The sequence below is a fragment of the Franzmannia pantelleriensis genome (assembly GCF_900102875.1).
GTDB classification, from domain to species: Bacteria; Pseudomonadota; Gammaproteobacteria; order Pseudomonadales; family Halomonadaceae; genus Franzmannia; species Franzmannia pantelleriensis.
In genome coordinates this window covers 94,633-116,355 of the sequence record NZ_FNGH01000007.1, presented here as the reverse complement: position 1 = coordinate 116,355, position 21,723 = coordinate 94,633, and the positions used below count along the sequence as shown (strand labels likewise).

Annotated in this window: 23 protein-coding genes and 2 tRNA genes; 13 read left to right on the top strand and 12 right to left on the bottom strand. The window is 64.7% G+C overall.

Annotated elements, in window-relative coordinates; all coding sequences use genetic code 11:
* Positions 1 to 6 precede the first annotated feature (6 nt).
* The 4 genes from BLT16_RS10415 to hemA form a co-directional block, all read right to left on the bottom strand.
* Positions 7 to 507 carry an Lrp/AsnC ligand binding domain-containing protein gene (locus BLT16_RS10415; RefSeq protein WP_076748563.1) on the bottom strand — a complete coding sequence of 167 codons (501 nt, stop codon included), beginning with the start codon at positions 505 to 507 and terminating at the stop codon, positions 7 to 9.
* 186 nt (positions 508 to 693) lie between these two features.
* Positions 694 to 1,533, bottom strand: coding sequence for a peptide chain release factor N(5)-glutamine methyltransferase (gene prmC / locus BLT16_RS10410; protein ID WP_089658458.1), 840 nt, complete (start codon positions 1,531 to 1,533; stop codon positions 694 to 696).
* Complete coding sequence (gene prfA / locus BLT16_RS10405) at positions 1,533 to 2,621, bottom strand: peptide chain release factor 1 (RefSeq protein ID WP_089658457.1); 1,089 nt, start codon at positions 2,619 to 2,621, stop codon at positions 1,533 to 1,535. The genes prmC and prfA overlap by 1 nt, the downstream gene beginning before the upstream one ends.
* Positions 2,622 to 2,668: 47 nt before the next feature.
* The gene (hemA, locus tag BLT16_RS10400; protein WP_089658456.1) at positions 2,669 to 3,940 is read right to left on the bottom strand and encodes a glutamyl-tRNA reductase; all 1,272 of its coding nucleotides are present in this window, start codon (positions 3,938 to 3,940) and stop codon (positions 2,669 to 2,671) included.
* Positions 3,941 to 4,108: 168 nt separating this feature from the next.
* Here hemA and BLT16_RS10395 point away from each other — a divergent pair, with 168 nt between their 5' ends.
* The 9 genes from BLT16_RS10395 to BLT16_RS10355 all read left to right on the top strand — a co-directional run bounded on the left by BLT16_RS10395 (position 4,109) and on the right by BLT16_RS10355 (position 11,388).
* Entirely contained in the window at positions 4,109 to 5,845 is a 1,737-nt protein-coding gene (locus BLT16_RS10395) for a tetratricopeptide repeat protein (RefSeq protein WP_089658455.1), read from the top strand.
* Positions 5,846 to 5,901: 56 nt separating this feature from the next.
* Complete coding sequence (gene lolB, locus BLT16_RS10390; RefSeq protein ID WP_089658454.1) at positions 5,902 to 6,522, top strand: lipoprotein insertase outer membrane protein LolB; 621 nt, start codon at positions 5,902 to 5,904, stop codon at positions 6,520 to 6,522.
* A gap of 43 nt (positions 6,523 to 6,565) precedes the next feature.
* Positions 6,566 to 7,411 carry a 4-(cytidine 5'-diphospho)-2-C-methyl-D-erythritol kinase gene (gene ispE / locus BLT16_RS10385; protein WP_089658581.1) on the top strand — a complete coding sequence of 282 codons (846 nt, stop codon included), beginning with the start codon at positions 6,566 to 6,568 and terminating at the stop codon, positions 7,409 to 7,411.
* Between the two features lie 33 nt (positions 7,412 to 7,444).
* Positions 7,445 to 7,519, top strand: a tRNA-Gln gene (locus BLT16_RS10380).
* Between the two features lie 69 nt (positions 7,520 to 7,588).
* Positions 7,589 to 8,530, top strand: coding sequence for a ribose-phosphate pyrophosphokinase (locus tag BLT16_RS10375; RefSeq protein ID WP_176475823.1), 942 nt, complete (start codon positions 7,589 to 7,591; stop codon positions 8,528 to 8,530).
* A 115-nt stretch (positions 8,531 to 8,645) separates the two neighbouring features.
* Positions 8,646 to 9,308: a 50S ribosomal protein L25/general stress protein Ctc gene (locus BLT16_RS10370; RefSeq protein ID WP_089658453.1), complete on the top strand. Its 663-nt coding sequence runs from the start codon at positions 8,646 to 8,648 to the stop codon at positions 9,306 to 9,308.
* A 107-nt stretch (positions 9,309 to 9,415) separates the two neighbouring features.
* Positions 9,416 to 10,009, top strand: a complete 594-nt coding sequence (gene pth, locus BLT16_RS10365) for an aminoacyl-tRNA hydrolase (RefSeq protein WP_089658452.1) — start codon at positions 9,416 to 9,418, stop codon at positions 10,007 to 10,009.
* Positions 10,010 to 10,119: 110 nt separating this feature from the next.
* Entirely contained in the window at positions 10,120 to 11,211 is a 1,092-nt protein-coding gene (ychF, locus tag BLT16_RS10360) for a redox-regulated ATPase YchF (protein WP_089658451.1), read from the top strand.
* Between the two features lie 100 nt (positions 11,212 to 11,311).
* Positions 11,312 to 11,388: transfer RNA gene (locus BLT16_RS10355), tRNA-Met, on the top strand.
* 69 nt (positions 11,389 to 11,457) lie between these two features.
* Here BLT16_RS10355 and BLT16_RS10350 read toward each other — a convergent pair.
* Complete coding sequence (locus tag BLT16_RS10350) at positions 11,458 to 12,756, bottom strand: M18 family aminopeptidase (protein ID WP_089658450.1); 1,299 nt, start codon at positions 12,754 to 12,756, stop codon at positions 11,458 to 11,460.
* A 128-nt stretch (positions 12,757 to 12,884) separates the two neighbouring features.
* On the opposite strand from BLT16_RS10350, the gene BLT16_RS10345 reads away from it, so the two are divergent.
* Both BLT16_RS10345 and ligB read left to right on the top strand, forming a co-directional pair.
* On the top strand, positions 12,885 to 14,924 hold the full coding sequence (locus BLT16_RS10345; protein WP_089658449.1) for a carboxy terminal-processing peptidase: 2,040 nt from the start codon (positions 12,885 to 12,887) through the stop codon (positions 14,922 to 14,924).
* A 114-nt stretch (positions 14,925 to 15,038) separates the two neighbouring features.
* Entirely contained in the window at positions 15,039 to 16,763 is a 1,725-nt protein-coding gene (ligB, locus tag BLT16_RS10340; protein ID WP_089658448.1) for an NAD-dependent DNA ligase LigB, read from the top strand.
* Here ligB and BLT16_RS10335 read toward each other — a convergent pair.
* The 4 genes from BLT16_RS10335 to BLT16_RS20910 form a co-directional block, all read right to left on the bottom strand.
* Positions 16,749 to 17,969 (bottom strand): RNA polymerase sigma factor, encoded by a 1,221-nt coding sequence (locus tag BLT16_RS10335; protein WP_089658447.1) that lies wholly within the window; start codon positions 17,967 to 17,969, stop codon positions 16,749 to 16,751. The genes ligB and BLT16_RS10335 overlap by 15 nt on opposite strands.
* Positions 17,970 to 17,972: 3 nt before the next feature.
* The gene (locus BLT16_RS10330; protein WP_089658446.1) at positions 17,973 to 18,332 is read right to left on the bottom strand and encodes a YciI family protein; all 360 of its coding nucleotides are present in this window, start codon (positions 18,330 to 18,332) and stop codon (positions 17,973 to 17,975) included.
* A 104-nt stretch (positions 18,333 to 18,436) separates the two neighbouring features.
* Positions 18,437 to 19,063 (bottom strand): LysE family translocator, encoded by a 627-nt coding sequence (locus tag BLT16_RS10325; protein ID WP_089658445.1) that lies wholly within the window; start codon positions 19,061 to 19,063, stop codon positions 18,437 to 18,439.
* A gap of 89 nt (positions 19,064 to 19,152) precedes the next feature.
* A complete protein-coding gene (locus tag BLT16_RS20910) occupies positions 19,153 to 19,557 on the bottom strand; it encodes a hypothetical protein (protein ID WP_218124439.1) in 405 nt (134 codons plus the stop codon).
* Between BLT16_RS20910 and BLT16_RS21225 the strand changes: the two genes are divergently transcribed.
* Entirely contained in the window at positions 19,459 to 19,707 is a 249-nt protein-coding gene (locus BLT16_RS21225; protein WP_218124435.1) for an NAD(P)H-dependent oxidoreductase, read from the top strand. The genes BLT16_RS20910 and BLT16_RS21225 overlap by 99 nt on opposite strands.
* Positions 19,695 to 19,904, top strand: a complete 210-nt coding sequence (locus BLT16_RS10310) for an MmyB family transcriptional regulator (protein ID WP_245701596.1) — start codon at positions 19,695 to 19,697, stop codon at positions 19,902 to 19,904. Before BLT16_RS21225 ends, BLT16_RS10310 begins: the two co-directional genes overlap by 13 nt.
* Here BLT16_RS10310 and BLT16_RS10305 read toward each other — a convergent pair.
* Genes BLT16_RS10305 through ada form a run of 3 tightly spaced genes read right to left on the bottom strand, consistent with a single transcriptional unit; the run spans position 19,877 to position 21,717 of the window.
* Positions 19,877 to 20,278: a VOC family protein gene (locus BLT16_RS10305; protein WP_089658442.1), complete on the bottom strand. Its 402-nt coding sequence runs from the start codon at positions 20,276 to 20,278 to the stop codon at positions 19,877 to 19,879. The two genes, BLT16_RS10310 and BLT16_RS10305, sit on opposite strands and share 28 nt — an antisense overlap.
* Positions 20,279 to 20,304: 26 nt before the next feature.
* On the bottom strand, positions 20,305 to 20,589 hold the full coding sequence (locus BLT16_RS10300) for a hypothetical protein (protein ID WP_218124434.1): 285 nt from the start codon (positions 20,587 to 20,589) through the stop codon (positions 20,305 to 20,307).
* Between the two features lie 18 nt (positions 20,590 to 20,607).
* A complete protein-coding gene (gene ada / locus BLT16_RS10295; protein WP_089658441.1) occupies positions 20,608 to 21,717 on the bottom strand; it encodes a bifunctional DNA-binding transcriptional regulator/O6-methylguanine-DNA methyltransferase Ada in 1,110 nt (369 codons plus the stop codon).
* Between the last annotated feature and the right edge of the window lie 6 nt (positions 21,718 to 21,723).

Genomic DNA, 21,723 nt, shown 5'->3' with positions numbered 1-21,723 from the left:
GTGGCATCACTTGTCACTGAGTTCCTCGATATCCGGCACGTGCAGGGAGAACTCCTCCTTGACCTCCTCCATCACCACGTAGCTCTTCGATTCCTTGACACCCGGCAGGGTCAGCACCACGTCGCCGAGCAGTTGGCGGTAGGCGGACATTTCCGGAATCCGGCACTTGAGGATATAGTCGAACTGCCCCGAGACCAGGTGGCACTCCTGAATTTGCGGCAGCTTGCTCACCGCACGGCGAAATTCGTCGAATACCGCCGGCGACTGGGTCTCGAGACTGATCTCGACGAACACCAGCAGGTTGGCCTTGAGCGCTTTGGGATCGAGCACCGCCTTATAACCGCGGATGATGCCCGAGCGCTCGAGGCGCTTGACCCGCTCCAGACAGGGCGTAGTGGAGAGCCCGACCTGGGCGGCCAGGTCGACGTAGGAGATTCGCGCGTTGTCCTGTAGACAGCGCAGGATCTTGAGGTCGATACGGTCCAGCGAACGTGTCTTGGCTTTCATTATCGTATGCTATCCGGCCAATGGCAGTTGAGTTGGTACTTGCCAGCAATATCCACTGCTAAGATTAGAATAACAAGAAATAAACAGCAGGCGGTGGCTATTTGCCAGCAATTGAGAGCGCACACCGGCGCGCCCCGCCATTACTATTACCACACTCGGCGAACAGCGCTCCAGCCACGCGGCCGGTCAGCCCTCAACGCTACCCAGGCTCACCCGCTCACGCCCACCGAGGTCATCGAGGCTCGTAACCTGCCGATAGCCCGCCTCACTTAGTGCCGCACGCACCGCCTCGCCCTGAGCCATGCCGTGCTCGAGCAGCAGCCAGCCTCCCGGAAGAAGATGCTCGCGGGCCCCCAAGATCAGCCGTCTAAGATCGGCCAGGCCGCCCGCTTCGGCAACCAGTGCCGAGTGGGGCTCGAAGCGCACGTCGCCTAGGTCAAGATGCGGATCGTCGGCGGCGAGATAGGGAGGGTTGGCAACGATCAGCGCAAAGCGCTGATCGGCAAGCGCTGCGAACCAGTCGCTTTGGCAAAAGCGTGCGTTGGTGAGCGCCAGGCGCTCGGCATTGGCACAGGCAAGTGCCACTGCAGCGGGCTCGCGGTCGACGCCAAGCACCTGCCACCCGGGGCGCTCACTGGCGAAGGCCAGGGCAATGGCCCCGCTCCCGGTGCCCAGGTCGAGCAGCTCGCCAACCGGGGCCGAGGCCCTCTCCAGCGCGGCCTCCACCAGTCGTTCGGTATCCGGCCGCGGGATCAGGGTCGCTGGCGACGTGGCCAGGGCCAGCCCCCAGAACTCGCGTTCGCCAGTCAGATAGGCCACCGGCCAGCCGCCAGCGCGCAGCGCCAGCAGCGCCTCGAAACGCGCCCGCGACCAGGCCTCGATGTCGCGATCGCCCCAGGTATAAAGCCAGGTCCGGTCACGCTCGAGCACATGACACAGCAGTACCTCTGCATCCAACCGCGGGCTCGATGACTTGCTGCTCGCCAGGCGCTCGGCGGCTCGCGCCACCAGATGATCGAGGCGCATCAGGCCTCCTGCAGGGCAGCCAACTGCTCGGCCTGATACTCGTGGATCAGCGGTTCGATCACCTCGTCGAGCTGCTCGCCGGTAATCACGTCGTTGAGCTTGTAGAGGGTCAGGTTGATGCGGTGGTCGGTGATCCGCCCCTGCGGGAAATTGTAGGTGCGAATGCGCTCACTGCGGTCGCCGGAGCCGACAAGCGAGCGCCGCGCATCGGCCTGCTGCTGGCGCTGGCTGTCCACCGCACTCTGCTTTAGCCGCGCGGCCAGCAGCGACATCGCCTTGGCGCGGTTCTTGTGCTGGCTGCGCTCCTCCTGGCACTCCACCACCACCCCGCTGGGCAGGTGGGTGATGCGAATCGCCGAGTCGGTGGTATTGACGTGCTGACCGCCGGCGCCGCTGGAGCGGAAGGTATCGACGCGCAGGTCGCCGGAGTTGATATCGATATCCCCCACCGCATCGGCCTCGGGCATCACCGCCACGGTGCAGGCCGAGGTGTGGATGCGTCCCTGGGACTCGGTGGCCGGTACCCGCTGTACGCGGTGCGCACCAGACTCGAACTTGAGCCGCGCATAGGCGCCGTCGCCCTTGACCCGGGAGATGATCTCCTTGTAGCCGCCCTGCTCGCCGTGGCTGGCACTGACCACCTCGACTCGCCAGCCGCGCTTCTCGGCATAGCGCGAGTACATGCGGAACAGGTCGCCGGCGAACAGCGCTGCCTCGTCGCCGCCGGTGCCGGCGCGCACCTCGAGAAACACGTTGCGTCCATCGTCGGGGTCCTTGGGTACCAGCAGCCGCTTGAGCTCCTCTTCCAGCGCCACCAGACGCGCACGCCCCTCTTCCAGCTCCAACTCGGCCAGTTCACGCATATCGGCGTCACTGTCGCCGGTGAGCTGCGCGGCAGCTTCGACGTCGCCCTCCACGCTGCGATACTCGCGCCAAGTGGTCACCAGGTCCTCGAGCTCGGCATACTCCATTGAGTAATCGCGAAAGCGCGCCTGATCGCTGATTACCTCGGGCTCGGCCAACAGGGCAGAGAGCTCCTCGAATCGCTCATGGAAGGATTCCAGACGCTGGCGCAGTGTGGCTTTCATTGACGATCCTGTAATGGTGAAAAGAAGTGAGCCGGGGCTCGGGTCGGCTAGGCGTCTTGAGATGGTGCCGATTCATCGATCAGCAGCGCCTCGGCGGCGGCGATGACATCCTGGCGTTCGGCACCAGAGGCCTCACGCAGGCGCAGGGTAGGGCCATGCATGAGCCGATTGGCCAGCTGGCTGGCCAACCTCGACACCACCCGCTGGGGGTCCTCTCCCTTGGCCAGCTGGGCCAACGCCTGGGCCTCGGCCTCGGCGCGAATGCCTTCGCCCTGCTCGCGGTAGCGGCGTATCAGCTGGCCGGCACCGCGCACGCGGCGCTCGTGCTGCCAGCTGCCCACGCCGTGCTCGATCAGCGACTCGGCCTGATCGGCAGCCACCTGGCGGTGACGGCGGTTCTCCTCGATGACCTCGTGCAGATCGTCGACGGTATAAAGGAAGATATCCGAGAGATCGCCAACCTGAGGCTCGATATCGCGGGGCACGGCGATGTCGACCATGAAGATCGGCCGGTGGCGGCGCTTCTTCAGCGCACGCTCGACCATGCCCTTGCCGAGGATCGGCAAGGGTGCAGCGGTAGACGAGATCACGATATCGGCACGCTCCAGGGCATGCGGGATCTCGTTGAGCGTGATGGCGGTGCCGCCGAACTCGCCGGCCAGGCGCTCGGCCCGCTCGCGAGTACGGTTGGCCACCACCAGCTCCCGCACCCCGGCCTCGTGCAGGTGGCGCGCTACCAGTTCGATGGTCTCGCCAGCGCCGATCAGCAGCGCCCGGGAGTGGGAAAAATCGTCGAAAATATGGCTGGCCATGCTCACCGCCGCGTAGGCCACCGAGACCGGATTCTCGCCGATACCGGTCTCGGTTCGCACCTGCTTGGCGATGGCGAAGGTGTGCTGAAACAGTCGCTCCAGCTCACCACCCAGCCCGCTATGCTGGCGCGCCGCCTGGTAGGCCTCCTTTAGCTGGCCGAGAATCTGCGGCTCGCCCAGCACCATGGAGTCGAGCCCCACCGCCACTCGCATCAGGTGACGCGCCGCGTCATGGTCGAGGTAGTGATAGGCGCAGCGCGACAGGTCCTCCACGCCGAGGCCGTGGAAACGGCCCAGCCAGTCGAGGATCCGGCCTTCGCCCTCACTGTCGGTGACGCAGTAAAGCTCGGTGCGGTTGCAGGTCGAAAGCACCGCTGCCTCGGCGACACCCGGCAATGCACGCAGCTCGGCGAGCGCTGCCTCCAGCTGCGTAGGGGTGAATGCCACCTGCTCGCGAACCTCCACGGCAGCGGTCTTATGATTGATTCCAAGGGCCAGAAGCGTCATGCAGTCTGCGTCTTCGCTAGGGGGAACGGCGAACTCGTCACGGTCAATCCTGTCCATCAAGACAGCGCATTCTATCACAGCCCACCACGTGGGCACTCCCCGAGATGGCTTTGCCGCGGCCTCGCAAGGCGTTTATGCTGAGCCCTCGGCTCTGGAAGCGAGATCATCATGCCAGCACGTTTACTCCTCACCGCCCTGACGGCCACTGCAGCGCTACTGTTGGCCGCCTGCCAGAGCACGACGGTGACGCCCTTCGCCGAGCAGGAGGATCCCCTGGCATCGGCGCCAGCCATCGAACGCGGCCTGGACGCCGACGGCCTGGCGGCCCTAATGACCGCCGAATTCGCTGGCCAGCGCGGCGACTACCGTACCGCCAGCCAGGGCTATCTGGCCATGGCCGAACGCTATCAGTCGGTCGCGCTGATCGAGCGTGCCGCCCTTGCGGCACGCTTCAGCGACGATCCCACACTGTTCGAGACCACCGCGCGTCGCTGGCGCGAACTGGCGCCAGAGGCCGAGGCCCCGGCGCGCTTGCTCTCCGGGCTTGCCATGCAGCGCGGCGACTGGCAGGACGGCCTCGAGCAGCGCCTGGCGCTGGCCCAGCGCGGCGGCCACGCCGAGCTGACCAATTTCGTCGAGCAGGCCATCGACGAGGGCGCCAACCTGCCGCCGCTTCTCGAGCTGCTGCACGAACATCTCGAGATAGTCGATACCTCACGCGCTCAGCACCACGATGCGGTGTTGGCCACCGCACTGCTGGAGGCCGCTACCGGCCAGTCAGCACGTGCCCAGGCGCGGCTCGACACTCTCGATGACAGCCATGCCGAGCTCCCCGAACTGTGGCTGACCCGCGCCCGACTAGCCCTCGACAGAGGCGATGCTGCCGCCGCCCGCCGCGCCTCGCAGCGCGGGATCGACGTTTCACCGGACGACGGCCGCTTCATCCTGATGCTGGCCCAGAGCGAACTCATGCTGGGCAATATCGAGGCCGCAGAGGCACAGACCGACATCCTGCTCGAACGCCACGCCGCCAGCAACGACCTGCGCCTGGCACTGGCTCAGCTGTATCTCGACGAGACCCACCCGGAGCCGGCACGACGCCTGCTGCTGCCACTGGTCAGCGGCGATGACACGCCGGCCTTGGCCTTTACCCTGCTCGGCGCCATCGCCGAGGAGGAGGGCGAGATCGACAACGCCCTGCTTTATTACCGTCAGGTTCCGCCCGGCGAGCACTTCCTCCAGGCGCGACTGTTCGCCGCACGCATGCTAATGGACGATGAGCGCCTGCCCGATGCTCGCTCCTTCCTACGCATCGAGCGTCTGCGCCACGATGAACAGGCGGCGAGCCTGGCCGCCCTCGAGGTCGAACTGCTCGACCAGCGTGGCCTGGACGCCGAGGCCGATGAGCTGCTCGAGCAGCAACTGCGCGAAACGCCGGACAGCGACGAGCTGCTTTATCTGCGCGCCATGCGTGCCTTTAATGACGGCGATCTGGCGGCCATGGAGCGCGACCTGCAGCGGATCATCGACAACGATCCCAACCATGCCATGGCGCTCAATGCCCTGGGCTACACCCTCGTGGACCTGACCGACCGCACCGAAGAAGGCATGGCACTTGTCGAGCGGGCCTATCGGCTGGCCCCGGACAACCCGGCGATCCTCGACAGCATGGGCTGGGGCTATCATCGCCTTGGCGACGACGAGCGTGCCCTGCCCTACCTGGAACGCGCCTACGCCAACATGCCCGACCAGGAGATCGCCGCCCATCTCGCCGAAGTACTTTGGGAGCTGGGTCGCGAAGACGAGGCTCGCGAGCTGATCCGCGAGGCCCATGCCCGTTTCGAAGAGCGGCCGGTGGTCGATGAGCTGCTCGAGCGACGCCCCGAGATGTCCCCCGAGCACTAACTCGGCCTGGCGCCGAATGACCTGTCAGTCCATCGACCAAAGGAAGACGCCCGATAATGAAGCCCACCAAGACAGTGACGTCGCTAGCACTACTGCTCACCCTCCTGATCCTGGCTGGCTGTGCCACGCGCGCCCCGGACCCCGATGCCCTCGCCGAACGCGGTGAATGGGGTGAGCAGCGCAGTGCGGTGGAAGCCCTGGAGCGCTGGCGGCTGGCCGGCCGAGTAGGGATTCGCGCCCCCGGCGATTCGACCACCGCCAACCTCGACTGGCTGCAGCGTCCCCACTACTACCGTCTGTTGTTGAGCGGCCCGTTCGGCGCCGGCACCAGTATTCTCGAAGGGCGGGATGGCCAGGTCAGCTTGACCACCAACCAGGGGCGCTTCGAGGCCGACAGCCCCGAGGCGTTGATGGAAGAGCAGCTCGGCTGGGCGCTACCGGTATCGGCCCTCGACCACTGGGTGCGCGGCCTACCCGACCCCGACAGTCGCCACGACCTCGACCATGACGACCAGGGCTTTCCCGAGCTGCTGCGTCAGGACGGCTGGGAGATCGCGTACCGCGACTGGATCGAGACAGAGGCGCTATGGCTACCGCGCCGCCTGATCATGACCTTCGACGAGATCCGCGTGACCCTGGTGGTCAACGAGTGGCGACTGGAAGAGCGCAGTGAGTGAGGTCGCCGAACTGGTACTGCCGGCGCCGGCCAAGCTCAACCGCATGCTGCACATCACCGGCCGACGCGCCGACGGCTATCATGAGCTGCAGACGCTGTTTCAGTTTCTCGACCACGGCGACGAGCTGTACTTTCGGCGTCGCGGTGATGGCCAGGTCCACCTGACCCCAGCGCTGCCCGATGTCGCCCACGACGACAACCTGATCATCCGTGCTGCCCAACTGCTCCAGCGCGAGAGTGGCTGCCGGCTGGGCGTCGATATCCACCTCGACAAGCGCCTGCCGCTGGGCGGCGGTCTCGGCGGTGGCAGCTCGGATGCCGCCACCACCCTGCTGGCACTGGACAAGCTATGGGGCTTACAGCTCGGCGAAGAGCGCCTGGCAGCCCTTGGCCTGACATTGGGGGCAGACGTACCGGTTTTCGTGCGCGGCCGCGCCGCCTGGGCCGAAGGCATCGGCGAACGGCTCACCGCGGTCGAGCTGGATACCCCCTGGTTCGTGGTAATCCATCCCGGCGTGATGGTCTCGACACCGGCAGTGTTCCGGGCGCCACAATTGACACGCCACACCCCCCCCATTAGTATGGCGCGCGCACTGCAGGGGGCGGCAACGTGGCGCAACGACTGTGAAGCCACGGTGCGCATGCTGTATCCCGAGGTCGCCCGCGCCATCGACTGGCTCGCGGGCCAGGCACCGACCATGCTGACCGGCACCGGCGCCTGCCTCTTCGCTCGATTGACGAGCGAAACGCAAGCCGATAGCATTTTGCGGCGGATAAACCATGACTGGCAGGCCTTCAAGGCCCGCGGTCATAACGTTTCTCCCCTTCATGCGGCGCTGGGATATGCAGGCAACGGGCCTGTCTCCTGTTGGCCCGACGCGACATATTGACGTATGCCGCGGGGAGTTAAGCGGTAAGGTTGCTGGGGTATAGCCAAGTGGTAAGGCACCGGTTTTTGGTATCGGCATTCCCAGGTTCGAGTCCTGGTACCCCAGCCATTCCCCCTATCCTCCCAGGCCATGTGCATCCCTGAACGAGACCCAAGACTCCCCAAAAGGTGGCTGCGCGTGTCAAAATTGATGGTTTTCGCCGGGAACGCCAATCCCGAACTCGCCCGCAAGATTGCCGAAGGACTCGATAACCGCCTCGGCCATGCGACGGTCGGCCAGTTCAGCGATGGTGAAATCGCGGTCGAAATCAACGAGAACGTGCGCGGCAAGGATGTCTTCATCCTGCAGTCCACCTGCGCGCCGACCAACGACAACCTGATGGAATTGATCCTGATGGTGGATGCCCTGCGGCGCGCCTCGGCGGCGCGTATCACCGCGGTGGTGCCCTACTTCGGCTACGCCCGTCAGGATCGCCGGGTACGCTCCGCCCGAGTGCCGATCTCGGCCAAGGTGGTCGCCGACATGATGGTCAAGGCCGGCGTCGACCGGGTCATGACCATGGACCTGCACGCCGACCAGATTCAGGGGTTCTTCGACGTGCCAGTGGACAACGTCTACGGCTCGCCGATCCTGCTCGACGACATCGAGCGGCAGAATTACGACGACCTGGTAGTGGTCTCGCCGGACGTGGGCGGCGTGGTCCGCGCCCGAGCCATTGCCAAGCAGCTGAACGCCGATCTCGCCATCATCGACAAGCGTCGCCCCCAGGCCAACCAGGCCCAGGTGATGCACATCATCGGTGAGATTCAGGACCGCACCTGTGTGGTGGTGGACGACATGATCGATACCGCCGGCACCCTGTGCAAGGCCGGCGAGGCACTCAAGCAGCACGGCGCACGCCGCGTGGTGGCCTACGCCACTCACCCGATCCTTTCGGGCCCCGCGGTGGACAACATCATGGGCTCGGTGCTCGACGAAGTCGTGGTCGCCGATACCATCCCGCTGTCCGAAACCGCCCGCCGCAGTGGCAAGATTCGCCAGCTGTCGGTGGCCGGGCTGATCGCCGAAGCGATCCGTCGGGTCAGCAACGAAGAATCCGTCAGCGCGATGTTCCACTGACAGCCGTCAGGGCACAGCGCGCGGATACGTGCCCGGCCTCCGCCGGGCTCCGAGGGCGCCAATCGTCTGGTCGCGGGCGGTGGCGTTCTCTTGATTAACCATGAGGTTATACCCAATGTCAGATTTCACTCTTACTGCCAGCGTTCGCAACGACCTGGGGAAAGGTGCGAGCCGCCGCCTGCGTCGTGCGAACCAACAGGTGCCGGCCATCATCTACGGTGGTGAAACCGCGCCCCAGACCATCGCGGTGGACAAGACCGCCTTCTACAAGGCGATCGAGGACGAGTCGTTCTTCTCCTCGCTGATCAACCTCGAGGTCGAAGGCAAATCACAGCAGGTCGTGGTGCGTGATCTCCAGCGTCACCCCTACAAGCCGCTGGTCACCCACGCCGACTTCATGCGTGTGGATGCTACCCACGAGATCACCCTCAACGTGCCGCTGCACGTGGTGGGTGAAGACACCTGTGCCGCGATCAAGGACCAGGATGGTGAGCTCCACGTGCTGGCCAACGAAGTGGAAATCAGCTGCTTGCCGAAGGACCTGCCTGAGTACCTGGAGATCGACATCACCAATGTCGAGCTGGGCACCACGCTGCACCTGTCCGATCTGAGCGTGCCGGCCGGCGTGACCCTGGTCGCCCTGACCCACGGCGAAGACCACGACAACGCCATCGTCAACATCACCAAGGCCAAGGTACGTGCCGAGGAAGATGAAGACGCGCCGGAAGCACCGGAAACCAAAGACGACAGCGCTGAAGACGAGGACAAGTCCGAGTAATCGGACCGGGTCCAGGGCGCCCTCACGCGAGGGCGCCTCTCTGAGGTAAGATCAAGCGCTTCGGCGCTTGATTTTTTTTGCCTGCACACTCAAGGAGGATCCGCAACATGCCTCAGGTCAAGGCGCTTATCGGACTCGGCAATCCCGGCGACAAGTACACGGAGACGCGCCACAATGCCGGCGCCTGGCTAGTCGAAGCGCTTGCCAAGGACCAGCACACACCGCTGCGCGCCGAGCGCAAGTTTCTCGGCCACTACGCCAAGATCTCGCTGGCCGGCCAAGAACTGCACCTGCTCAATCCCCAGACCTACATGAACCGTAGCGGCGGCGCCGTGGCAGCGCTGTGCCAGTTCTTCAAGATCCTCCCGGATGAGCTGCTGGTGGCTCACGACGAACTCGATATCGCCCCCGGCACCGCCCGCTACAAGACCGGCGGCGGCCACGGCGGCCATAACGGCCTGCGCGACATCATCAGCGCACTGGGCAACGACAAGTCGTTCCACCGCCTGCGCATCGGCATCGGCCACCCCGGTGAGGCCGGCCAGGTCGTCAACTATGTGCTGAGCCGCCCCGGCAAGGCCGAGCGCAGCGCCATCGATGCCGCGCTCGGCGAGATCGAGGCCACCCTGCCCGATGCCGTGAGCGGCGACTGGGCGCGGGCGATGAATCGGCTGCACAGTTTCACAGCGCCAAGCGCCTAGAAGGTCAAGCGGCGTAGCCGCGTTCTTACTACTGACCGCTTATCTCTACCACCTTGGTCAAGTAGAATAGTGGCCAATCGCCTATCACTAACGACTTCCAGGAAGATTCCATGGGTTTCAACTGCGGTATCGTCGGCCTGCCCAACGTCGGCAAGTCCACCCTCTTCAACGCACTGACCAAATCCGGTATCGACGCCGAGAACTTCCCGTTCTGCACCATCGAGCCGAACGTCGGTATCGTACCGATGCCCGACCCGCGCCTCGATAAGCTGGCCGATATCGTCAAACCGCAGAAAGTGCTGCCCACCACCATGGAGTTCGTCGATATCGCCGGCCTGGTCGCTGGCGCCTCCAAGGGCGAGGGGTTGGGCAACAAGTTCCTGGCCAATATCCGCGAGACCCAGGCCATTGCCCACGTGGTGCGCTGCTTCGATAACGACAACGTCATCCACGTCGCCAATCAGGTCGATCCGCGCGTCGATATCGAAACCATCAACCTGGAGCTGGCACTGGCCGACCTCGATACCGTGGAACGCGCCATTCAGCGCCTGGTGCGGGTCGCCAAGGGCGGCGACAAGGAGGCCATCGCCACCAAGGAGATCCTCGAGCGCATTCAACCGCACCTCGCCGAGGGCCTACCGCTGAGAAGCTTTGGCCTCGATGAGGACGACAAGAAACAGCTCAAGAGTTTCGGCTTCCTGACCCTCAAGCCGACCATGTACATCGCCAACGTCAACGAGGACGGCTTCGAGGCCAACCCCTACCTCGAGGTGGTCAACGAGATCGCCGCCGAGGAAGGCGCCGTGGTAGTGCCGGTATGCAACCAGATCGAGGCCGAAATCGCCGAACTGGATGACGAGGAGCGCGCCATGTTCCTCGACGAAATGGGCATGGACGAGCCGGGCCTCGACCGGGTAATCCGCGCCGGCTATGCACTGCTCGACCTGCAGACCTACTTCACCGCCGGGGTCAAGGAGGTTCGCGCCTGGACGGTCAAGGTCGGTGCCACCGCCCCTGAAGCGGCAGGCGTGATCCACACCGACTTCCAGAAGGGCTTTATTCGCGCCGAAGTCATCGGCTACGACGACTACGTCAGCCTGGGCGGCGAACAGGGCGCCAAGGATGCCGGCAAGTGGCGCCTGGAAGGCAAGGAGTACGTGGTCAAGGATGGCGACGTGATCCACTTCCGGTTCAATGTCTAACTCAGGTTGTGTCTGAAAAGTCAGCGAGCGCAGCCAGTTTTCAGTCATAACCTAAAATAGTTGACGGATCATGCCCTTACCCGTATGATTCGCCCCCGTTGGCTACGTAGCTCAGCTGGTTAGAGCACATCACTCATAATGATGGGGTCCCCTGTTCGAATCAGGGCGTAGCCACCACGATTAAAAAACCCGCTGCTCCGGCAGCGGGTTTTTCGTATGGGTCGTGCTTAGGCGGCCAGCGCCGGATCAGCTCAGCGCTGGACGGTTGACGAAGGCCTTGAGGGCACGGATCAGGTGGGCGACATCGCGGCTGCCGGCGGTCTCGCGAATCGAGTGCATGCCCCACTGGGCCACGCCCACATCCAGCGTCGGCACCCCGAGCTCAGTGGCGGTAATCGGGCCGATGGTACTGCCACAGCCCATGTCGGCGCGGGTCACGAAGGTCTGTACCGGCACCCCGGCCTCGCGGCACAGCTCGCGGAACATCGCTGCGGTAGCGCTGTTGGTGGCATAGCGCTGATTGGCATTGACCTTGATCACCGGCCCGCCGTTGATCGCCGGCCCGTGAGCGGCATCGTGCTTGTCGGCGAAATTGGGATGTAGGGCATGGGCGTTGTCGCAGGAGATCATCCGCGATGCCTGGATCAGTCGGATGAACGACTCCTCACCGGGCGTGCCAAGCTGCTCGCAGACTCGACGCAACACGTCGCCAAGGAACGGCCCCTGGGCGCCGCAGGCGCTGGCACTGCCGACTTCTTCATGGTCGTTGGCGACCAGGACGGCTCCCTGACGGCCGTCGGAGTCGAGCAGCGCTTCCAGGCCAATGAAGCACGACAGCAGATTGTCGAGGCGAGCACTGGCGATCAGCTCACTGTTCACGCCAACCCGCGCCGGCGGCTGAGTATCGTAGAGTGCCAGTTCGAAATCCAGCACCTCGGCCGTCTCCAGGCCATGCTGCTCGTAGAGCCAACGACGAAGCAGAGGCTCCAACCCCGCCTCCTCGCTCCCCTGCAGTAGCACCGGCGCCATCTGCGTCTGCGGATTGATGGCGCGACCGTTGTTGGCCTCGCGGTCGAGGTGGATTGCCAGGCTGGGGACGATCGCCACCGGCCGCTCGACGTTGAGCAGCACGCCCTGCAGACGCCCGTCCTCGCGGCGCACGTGGACGCGTCCGGCGAGCCCCAGATCGCGATCAAACCACGGCGCCAGCAACGCCCCGCCGTAAACCTCCACGCCCAGCTGCAACCACCCCTGCTGGTGCAGGACGGCATTGGGCTTGAGGCGAAGCCCCGGGCTGTCGGTATGCGCACCGAGCATGCGCAGCGCGCTGAGCGGCTCATCGGGCAACTGCAGGGCAATGATCGAGGAGTCATTGCGCGTCACATAGACCCTCTCGCCGGGGGCTAACTGCCAGGCTTGCGTCTCTTCCAGGCGACGATAACCGGCACGCTCCAGACGCCGCGCCATGTTGGCTGTCGCATGCCATGGCGTCGGAGATGCTTGCAGAAAGGACAACAATCGTTCCAATGTAGGGTCGTGGGGCATGATCATCCTCATCTAAGAGTCTGTGTCTGGCGACGCAGGCTGCTACAATGCCGGCTCGGCCATGGCAACTCAGGTGCCGGACGCTGGTCTAGGGAAGAAGTGTACATGAAACCGGGAGTGCTTCATTGATGAGCCTGATTGCAGCCATTCGGCAATTGAGTGCCCTTGTGCTGGTGCTAACCTTAAGCACCGCGATACATGCCCAACCCGAACCCTCCGACGCTCAACGTCAGGCTGCCACCGAGGTCGCCGAATCGCTACGCTATGGCCACTACGCCGATGTCAGCCTCGGCAAGGCGTGGTCGCGTGACGCCTTTCAGCGCTATCTGGAGGTACTCGACGGTCAGCGCGCCTACCTGACGCAAGCCGATGTCGACGAGTTTCGTGATCTCGAAACCCAGCTCGACAACGTGCTCTATGACGGTGAACTGGAGCCAGTCTTCGCACTTCACAGCCGCTACCAACAGCGGCTGGAAGCGCGACTAAACTGGATCCTCGACCGTCTCGATGAGGGCTTGAGCTACACCTACGACGATGACGAGCGTCTCGATCTCGACCGCGACGAGGCCCCCTGGGCCGAGAGTCAGGCCGAGCTCGATGAGCTATGGCATAAGCGTCTCAAGAATGCCGCCCTCAGCCAGATGCTCAACGAGCTGGACGACGAACAGGTCATCGACAATCTGCGCCAGCGCTACGAGGGCCAGCTATCTCGCGTTCGTCAAACCAACAGCGAAGACATCTTCGGGCTGTTCATGGCCGCCATGACCAGCACCATCGACCCGCATACCGAGTACATGTCGCCGCGTCAGGGGGAATCCTTCGATATCCAGATGCGGCTGTCGCTGGAGGGCATCGGCGCACTACTGCAGAGCGAAGGCGAGTACGTCAAGGTCTCCAGCCTGGTGCCAGGCGGCCCCGCCGAGCGCGCCGGCGTCCTCGAGCCGGCCGACCGGATCATTGCCGTAGGCCAGGAAGACGAAGAGGAGATGGTCAACGTCATCGGCATGCGCCTTGATGAAGTGGTCGACCTGATCCGCGGCCCCAAGGGCTCGGTCGTCCGCCTCGACGTGGTGCCCGCCCAGGCCGTCGACATGACCCGCTCGCGGGTCGTGGAGATCACCCGCGACACCGTTGACCTGGAGGACCAGGCGGCCAGCAGTGAAGTGGTCGAATTTACCCGCGACGGTCGCAGCCACCGGGTCGGCGTAATCAAGATCCCGACCTTCTATGTCGACTTCGATGCCTGGCAAGCCGGCGAGGATGAGTATCGCAGCACCACCCGCGATGTGGCGCGCGAGGTCGAGTCACTCAAGGAGCAGGGCGTCGAGGGCATCGTGCTCGACCTGCGCAACAACGGCGGTGGCGCCTTGCAGGAAGCCAATTCGCTGATCGGCCTGTTCATCGACCGCGGCCCTACCGTGCAGGTGCGCGACGCCCGCGGCCGCATCAGCCTCTACGGCGACACCGAGAGCGGCAGCCTCTACGAGGGACCGCTGGGGGTGCTGGTCAACCGACTGTCGGCCTCGGCCTCGGAAATTTTCGCCGGCGCCATCCAGGACTACGGTCGCGGCCTGGTGCTCGGCAACCGTACCTTTGGCAAGGGCACGGTGCAGACCGTCAACGACCTCAGCCACGGCCAGGTCAAGCTGACTCGCGCCAAGTTCTACCGCATCTCCGGCGAGAGTACTCAGCACCGCGGCGTGGAACCGGACATCGTGTTCCCCAGCCTGCTCGACCCCGAGATCATCGGTGAGAGTGCACTCGACAACGCCCTGGAGTGGGACACCGTGCGCGCCGTGCAGTATCGCCACTACGGCGAGCCGTGGCGCTACCTCGAAGAGCTGAGTGCACGGCACCGCGAGCGCGTGGCAGCGAACCCCAACTTCGTCTATCTCGAGTCTCAGGCGGAACTGGCCCGCGAGCTGCGCGAAGAGCAGACCAGCGTCAGCCTCAACCGCGAGCAGCGACAGCACGAGATGGAAGAGCTAGAGGGGCGTCAGCTCGGCCTCGAGAACGACCGCCGTCGCGCCCTGGGCCTCGAGCTACTCGACGACTGGGTCGACGCCCGCGGCGAGGATGAAGAGGAGAGCGAGCCCGCCGAGCGTGCCAAGCTACTGGAAAGCGCCGAGGTGCTCCTCGACTACGCGCTGCTGGTCGAACAGCGCTAAGCGCTCCCGACTCACCGTTCGACTGCCCCGCCACTACGGCGGGGCAATCGTTTGTGCATTCGACTACGCTGATATCAACGCCGTATCACCCATGGCGATGACAAGGATGTCAGCATGATCTCTCTCCGCTACACCGCTCCGGGCCTACTGCACTGGTTCACCAGCCTGGCGTTGGCTTTCTGCAGCGCCACTCTCCTGCCCACCGCCGTTGCGTATGACTGCCCCGATACGGCACCGGATGATGCCAGTGTCGAACAGCTCGCCGAACGCGTTGCCGCCTGGGACGAAGCCTATTATCAGCGCGGCGAGCGGTTGGTCGAGGATGCCCTTTACGACCAGGCACGCCAGCGGCTGGAGCGCTGGCAGGTCTGCCGCGGTAAGCGCTCCGCCGCCACCCCGCATGAGCCTGGTGGCCCGCTCCACCACCCGGTGGCACAGACCGGCCTGTCCAAGCTCGACGACCAGGCCAGCCTGGCACGCTGGATGCAGCGCCGCCAGGCTCACTCGCTGTGGGTGCAGCCCAAGGTCGACGGCGTAGCCGTGACGCTGGTCTATGAACGCGGCCAGCTGGTTCAGGCCATCAGCCGCGGCGACGGCGAACGCGGCAGCGACTGGCTGCCACATCTACGCCAGGCGCCCCATGTTGCCCAGCGCCTGACAGCCCCCTACCCAGCGCGCGTGGTGCTGCAGGGCGAGCTCTATCTGCGCCTTGGTGACCACGTGCAGGCCGAGCACGGCAGCGCTGGGGCGCGCAGTGCCATCATCGGCCTGATGGCCCGCCATGCCTGGCAGACGGAGGATGCCGAGCGGGTCGGCCTGTTCGTCTGGGACTGGCCGGACGGGCCAGCCGGCATGCAGCAGCGGCTGGACAGGCTCGCCGCCTGGGGCTTTGAGGACAGCGTGGCCATGACCCAGGCGGTGACCCGTGCCGAAGAGGTGGCCACCTGGCGTCAGCGCTGGTATCGCGGCGCCCTCCCCTTTGCCACCGATGGCATCGTCGTGCGTCAGAGCCAGCGGCCAGATGCCGAGGCCTGGCAGGCGGCCGCGCCGGCCTGGGCGGTGGCCTGGAAGCACCCGGCCCAGCAGGCGATGGCCGAAGTACGCGGTGTCGAGTTCCGGGTTGGCCGCACCGGCCAAATCACCCCGGTACTCAGGCTTATGCCCACCGTTCTTGACGATCGCACGATCCGCCGCGTGAGCCTCGGTTCGCTGGCGCAGTGGCAACGTCACGATATCCGCCCTGGGGATCACGTCACGATTCGCCTTGCCGGACTGACCATCCCCCAGTTCGAGTCGGTGCTGACGCGCCGCGAACCGCGCCCACCCCTCGACGCACCCGACCCCGCGGCCTATCACCCGCTGAGTTGCCTGCGTCTGAGCCCGGGCTGCGAAAGCCAGTTTCTGGCCCGGCTGACGTGGCTCTCCGGCCCGGACGGCCTAGACATGGCCGGCATCGGCGAGGGCAGCTGGCAACGCCTGATCGACGCAGGATTGATAGAGGGGTTGCTCGACTGGCGCATCCTCGACCCGGCTCAGCTTCAACAGGCCCACGGCGTCGGCGACGTTCGTGCCGCTCAGTGGCATGCGCGTTTTTCCGCTGCAGAGGAGCAGTCGCTGACATCCTGGCTAGTGGCCCTGGGCATGCCCAGCGTGGCCCCCGAAGCGCTGCAAGACGCCAGCGGAACGCTATCACTGGCCGAGCTTCGCCAGCGCGCCGTTGTCGACTGGCGTGCCCAGCCGGGGATCGGCGAGGTCAGCGCCGAACGGCTGGCGGCATTTTTCCATCATCCGCGCATAAGCGAGTGGCTCGACACCCTCAGCGATTCAGTCGCACGCTGAGCGCACCTCAGCCAGGCGGCGCTCGAGAAAGCGCTGCTCCGCCGCCTGGGGCGACAGCGCCAAGGCCTCGCGATAGGCCTGCGCTGCCTCATCGTAGCGTGCCAAGCGTCGTAGCAGGTCGGCGCGCACTGCCGGCAGCAGGTGGTAACCCGGCAGATGAATCTCATCGAGTAGTGCCAAGCCGACTTCGAGACCATCGGCCATGGCGATCGCCACGGCACGGTTGAGCGCCACCACCGGGGTCGGCTGCATGGCATGCAGCAGGCTGTAGAGGGCGGCGATGCGCCGCCAGTCGGTATCGGCAGCGGTAGCCGCCTCGACGTGCAGCCCAGCGATGGCGGCCTGCACGACATAGGGGCCGGGTGGGCCGTCGCGCAGCACCTGGTGCAGATGGGCACGCCCCTCTTCTATTGATTCATGATGCCAGCGCGCGCGTTCCTGATCCTCGAGCAGCACGATATCGCCGTTCGCGTCGAGACGCGTATCGCGCCGTGCATCGTGGAACAGCATCAATGCCAACAGGCCGCGCGCTTCGGGCTCGGCGGGCATCAGCCCCACTAGCAAGCGGCCCAGTCGGATGGCTTCATGACACAGTTCCTCGCGCACTAGCCGCTCGCCGCCGCTGGCGGCATAGCCCTCGTTGAAGATCAGGTAGATCACCGCCAGCACCGCATCGAGACGCTCACCAAGGGCGGCGTCATCCGGCACCTCGAACGGAATGCCGGCATCGCGTATCTTGGCCTGGGCGCGTACAAGGCGCTGGGCCAGCGTCGGCACCGGCAGCATGAACGCGCGGGCAATTTCCTCCGTGGTCAGACCGCCCAGAGTGCGCAAGGTCAAGGCAACCTGAGCGGGACGCCCGAGCGCCGGGTGGCAGCAGGTGAACATCAGCCGTAGGCTATCCAGCGGCACCTCATCATCCGGCGCTGGCGCCTCGCCCAGAGTCTGCTCGAGATGCATGGCCAACTCGCCCTGCTTGCGCTCGAGCATCTGGCGATGGCGCAGCTGATCGAGCGCCTTGTGGCGGGCGGTCGCCGCCAGCCAGGCCAGTGGACTGGGCGGCGTACCCTGCTCGGGCCACTGATACATGGCGGCCTCGAAGGCCGCCTGCAGCGCATCCTCGGCCAGGGCGAAGTCGCCGAAGCGACGAATCAGACCCGCCAGCAATCGGCCATAGGCCTCGCGATAGAGCGCGTCGAGATTCATTGCCTACATGCGATAGGCGGGGTCGACCGGCCGCACCTCGACCGAGCCCCCCACTCGCAGCGGCGGAATGCGTCGAGCCAGCGCCAGCGCCTCATCAAGATCGCGACACTCCACGACATGGAAGCCCCCCAACTGCTCGCGCGCCTCGGCGAAAGGCCCGTCGTGAGTCACCACCTGGCCATTGTGCTCGCGCAGCGTGGTAGCACTTTCCACCGACTGCAGACGCGCCCCGCCGCGATAAGCGCCGCTCGTGACCATCTCCTGGATCAGCGCATGGTAGTCGTGCATTACCGCATCGCGGGACGCCTCCGGCAGTCCCTCCCACAGCGTTTCGTCGATACAGCACATCAGCATGTATTGCATGTCATCTCTCCCCATTTATCTGACAAGGCCGTTCGCCCTGGTCATCACACTATCGCTGCAGGTCGGCGCTATTCGACATCGTCCCACTCCCGTCTGCTGGGAGATCAACGCTGCTTCATGGCCGCCACCGACAGGCCCGTGACCACGAAAGTCAGGCCGGCACCGACATTGAGACCAGCAACGATCCGTGGCCGCGCCTGCAGCCAGATGGAGAGACGCGCCGCAAAGACGCCCATGAGTGAGAACCCGACTGCCGTCAACGCAGCAAACCAGCCACCATAGATGAGCATTTGCACGGCGACGGATCCCGCCGCTGGGTCAACGAACTGGGGAATGAAGGCCAGCACGAACAGCCCCGGCTTGGGATTGAGGGCGGCAGAGAGAAAGCCGATGGCAAAGATGCGCACCAGCGGCTGGCGCTTGGAAGGCGCAAAGTGAATCAGGTTTCGCGCACGCAGCACCCGAATCCCGAGCCAGATCAGATAACCGGCGCCGAGCACCTTGACGACCCAGAAGGCAATCTCCGACGTCTGCAGCAGCAGCGTCAGGCCGAAGGTCGCCGCCAGCACGTGAAAGAGAATTCCTGCTCCCGAGGCCACCCCCGAGGTCCAAGCCGCCCGCCAGCCCTGGCTAAGCCCCCGCCCCACCGCCAGCAGGTTGTCAGGCCCTGGCGCAAGCACCAGCAGAATGCAGGCCGCGGTATAGGCGACCCAAATCTCGAACGAAAACATTGCCTCTCCTTAACGGTGATAGGTACGCGGCATCCTTGTCACCGCAAAGAATAGAACGCCTTGGCAAGGGCGCCACTATTCGACTTATCTCAAACGCCCAGGCACGGCTCAGCGAACACGTCTCGCAGCCATTCGTCGACCCGCTCGAGGGCAGCGTGGTCTTTGAAGCAGCCATGCCGAACCAGCTGATAGCGCAGCCCCGGCAGCCTTGGCCCGAACAGGAGATGACCCATGACCACCCTGCTCCACCTTGATACCAGCGCGAGCCCGGACATTCCGGGATCGATCCGCACGGCTCCCATTCGCGCCGTCTTAGCGCTCTTTCGTCGAGCAATGGCAAAAAGCCCGTCCCAGCGGTCGACGAACTGCTGGAGGCGGACCTGATCGTTGCCGGCGTGCAGAGGTACAACGTCGGCGTCCCGGCGGGCTTCAAGGTATATATCGACAACATCGTGCGAGTCGGGCGCACCTTCGGCTTCGACCGCTCGCGCCAAGGACTGCCCAACTGGCCAATGCTGACCGGGATGGGTAAGCGGATGGTGGTGCTGGGCTCCCGGGGCGACTACGGATACGAACCGGTCATGACTGACCCCAGTTGGCCCGTGACGCTCATTGCGTACATGGGCCGGCCATGCAGGCGCTGATCGAAGCGCTCTCCACGCTATCGCCGGACTTTCGGCGCTGGTGGGAGCAACCCGATCACGAAGCCTATCGCTACGGCATCGGCACGCTCATCGACGCCGACTCGGTTACCCAGACGTATGAACACACCACGCTGCTGGTGGACGAGCACCGGCATCTCCGGATGGTGGTTTACTTTTTTTCTGCCTCTTTGGGATAAACCACGAAAGCCAACTTGTTGCCATCCCCATCACGCACATAAGCCGCGTAGAAGCCTTCGGCATACTCCGGCCGATAGCCTGGAACCCCCTCGTCACTGCCGCCTTTGTCGATGGCGATTTGATATAACCTGTCGACCTGCTCGGGGGCAGCGAATTGGAAAGCCGTCATGGTGCCGTTTCCCACGTTGGCGGCTTGGCCATCGAAGGGATAGGTAACAAAGAACCTGGGGAAATCGAGATCGGTGTCTTTTCCATAGGAAACGCACGATTCGTCCTGCCAGCAGATATCCCAGCCCATTTCGGCGAAAAGTGGGTCATAGAACGTCCGTGCTTTATCTAAGTTTCTGGTCCCCACCATGGTGTAAGCGATCATACCCAGTTTCCCTCCTTACGGATGTCTCAAACCTCAGAACGACAGCGTAGCACTGCCTGTTTTCTGCGCCGCTGCTCCAGCGCCCAGCCCAGCGCGGGCAGTACCAGCATCGCCGAGGCCCAGGCGCAGGCGGCGAAACCAAGGTGCAGGAAGATGGGGCGATAGAGCAGCGCGCCGACGAAAACGCACAGGTAGGTTACCGCGCTATTCAGCCCCATAATGGCGCCGCGCTGCGCCGGGTCGAGCTCCCCCAGGCGGCGCAGCAGCAGGTTGAGAGCGATAGGGTTGGCCACGCCCCAGGCGGGCATCACCGAGGCGCTGAATTCACGTCATTCCCGTAGATTCTCCGTTACGGCGGCATCCACCAGTGCCGCCTCACGCTCGAGCAGCGTGCGCTTTCTCTCCACACCCCAGCGGTATCCGGAAAGCGCCCCGTCGCTACGCACCACCCGGTGGCAGGGAATGGCCAGCGCAATGCTATTGGCAGCACAGGCACTGGCAACGGCGCGCACTGACTTGGGCGAGCCGATTCGCTCCGCCAGCTCCTTGTAGCTAATGGTGTGCCCTACGGGAATCTCGGTCAGCGCCTGCCAGACCCGCTGCTGGAAGGCCGTGCCACGAATATCCAGGGGCAGCGACAACCCGACCTCGGGCGCCTCGACGAAGCCCACCACCCGGGCCACCCAGGCGTCGAAATCCTTTCCTCCCGGGACCAAGTTGGCATTGGCGAAACGATCTTGGAATTCCTGTAGCAGTGCCTCAGGGTCATTTCCCAGGGAGATAGCACAGAGTCCCTTGTCGCTTGCCGCGACCAGAATGGCGCCCAGAGAACACTCGCCCAGGGCAAAGCGGATCTCCAGGCCCTCTCCTCCCGAGCGGTAGCACTTTGGCGTCATGCCAAGTATCTGGGTCGACCCAGCGTAGAAGCGCCCGCTGGAATTGAAGCCTGCGTCATAGATCGCGTCAGTTACGGTCTCACTGTTAAGCAACTCAGCACGCACCCGCTCGGCACGACACGCCACACCATAGGCCTTGGGCGTGAGCCCGGTGACCGACTTGAACACCCGGTGGAAGTGAAAGCGACTCAGCCCCGCGGCTTGTGCCAGCTCATCGAGAGAAGGTAGGTCCTCGGCGGCCTCGATGCGCCGACAGGCACGCGCAATGCGCTCGGCATTACGTTGCGTCAGCGGGGCTTCCTGCGGCCTGCAGCGCTGGCACGGCCGATAGCCGGCCCGCTCGGCCGCCGCTGCGTCTGCATGGAACTCCGCGTTCTCGCGACGTGGCCGACGCGATGGGCAGGTCGGACGACAATAGATGCCCGTGGTACGCACCGCGTAGACGAAAGCGCCATCCGCCGCCGCAACGCGCGCCAGCACCGCTGCCCATTTCGCCTCATCGGAATCGAAGGCGGCAAGTGGTTCGGTGGTTGTCTCGTTCATGGCGGG